The sequence below is a fragment of the Ruegeria sp. CE6 genome (assembly GCF_056537485.1).
Window position 1 is genome coordinate 1 of the sequence record NZ_JBQFRR010000013.1, and the last position, 1407, is coordinate 1407.

Annotated in this window: 2 protein-coding genes; both read left to right on the forward strand. The window is 58.6% G+C overall.

Annotated elements, in window-relative coordinates:
* The coding region (locus ACR0DK_RS20485; protein ID WP_480737918.1) for an aldolase/citrate lyase family protein at window positions 1–401 on the forward strand (401 nt) is incomplete at its 5' end.
* Window positions 401–1384 carry a hydroxyacid dehydrogenase gene (locus ACR0DK_RS20490; protein WP_480737921.1) on the forward strand — a complete coding sequence of 328 codons (984 nt, stop codon included), beginning with the start codon at window positions 401–403 and terminating at the stop codon, window positions 1382–1384. The genes ACR0DK_RS20485 and ACR0DK_RS20490, both read left to right, overlap by 1 nt.
* The last annotated feature ends 23 nt before the right edge of the window (window positions 1385–1407 follow it).

Genomic DNA, 1407 nt, shown 5'->3' on the forward strand with positions numbered 1-1407 from the left:
TGGCCATTGCCATGATCGAAACCGCAGCAGGCATGGAACATCATGAGGAAATCGCAGCGACCCCTGGCCTAGACGGTATTTATGTTGGCCCTGCTGATCTGACCCTCGGCACCCAAGCGGGGCGTTTGCCCCCAGGGTTTGACCGCGAAGAACCCGAGATGATCGCGATGATTAAGGAAATCGCCGCCGTATGTCGCAAGAACAAGATCGCCGCCTGCCTGCATTGCGGCAGCCCCGCCTATGCAGCCCGCGCCATTGAGTGGGGCTATCGCCTCACCACTGTTGGGGGTGATGTGCGCTTTTTGGCGCAATCAGCCCGCGCGGCGGTCACAGGCTGGCATGAGGTTGTGGGCCGCGCCGGTGGTTCGGACAGCACAGGTGCTGGCAAAGGGGGCTATTGATGACACGGCTCTTGGTTGCAGGGGCGCTTCATCCAACGGGCGAGGCGCTGCTTGAGCGACTTAAAACGCAGGGCGTGGATGTCACCTATGTGACCGATCCCGCACCTACGGCCTATCTGCCCTATCTGCCGCAGGCCGATGCGCTTGTGCTGCGCACACAACCCCTGACGGCCGAGATGATTGCAACTGCAACAGACCTGAAAATCGTCTCGCGCCACGGCGTGGGATATGACGCGGTGGATGTAGATGCATTGTCGGCCCGCGGAATTGGCTTGGCCATTGTGGGGGATGTCAATTCTATCTCCGTGGCCGAGCAGGCCATGATGATGATGCTTGCTGGCGCGAAACAGGCGTTAGACGCGCATTTCGCCACACGTGGTAGCGAAGGGTTCGATTGGAACTGGCGTAATCTTTTGCGCGCGCGCGAAGTGTATAACAAACGCCTCTTGATCATCGGCTATGGCCGCATCGGGCGGCGTTTAGCGAAAATGGCCGTTGGGTTTGGCATGCATATATCCGCCTATGACCCCTATCTTTCCCAAATGGGCGCATGGCCCGAAGGGACCGTGCAAGAAGTGACAGATTTATCCGCAGCCTTGGCTGAGGCTGATTTCATTTCGGTGCATATCCCCGCCGCCAAAGGCGCGCTGTTGGATCACACCGCCTTTGCGCATATGAAACGCGGTGTTGTGATCTGCAACACGGCGCGCGGTGGCGTTGTCGATGAGGCGGCCCTGTTGGCGGCGCTAAAGGATGGCACGGTGGCCGCGGCAGGTTTGGATGTGTTCCAATCCGAACCCCCTGCCCTTGATAACCCACTTTTCTCGGATCCGCGGGTGATCCTGTCACCCCATATTGGCGGGCTGTCCAATGAGGCGGCTGAACGTATGGCCTGCGCCTGTGTGGAAAACGCGCTGAACTTTATAAAAGGCAGGATTGATCCTGCGCTCATTGTCAATCACGAGGCAATCAATGGCAGCTAAACCGAAACTTCGCATCGGCTTGA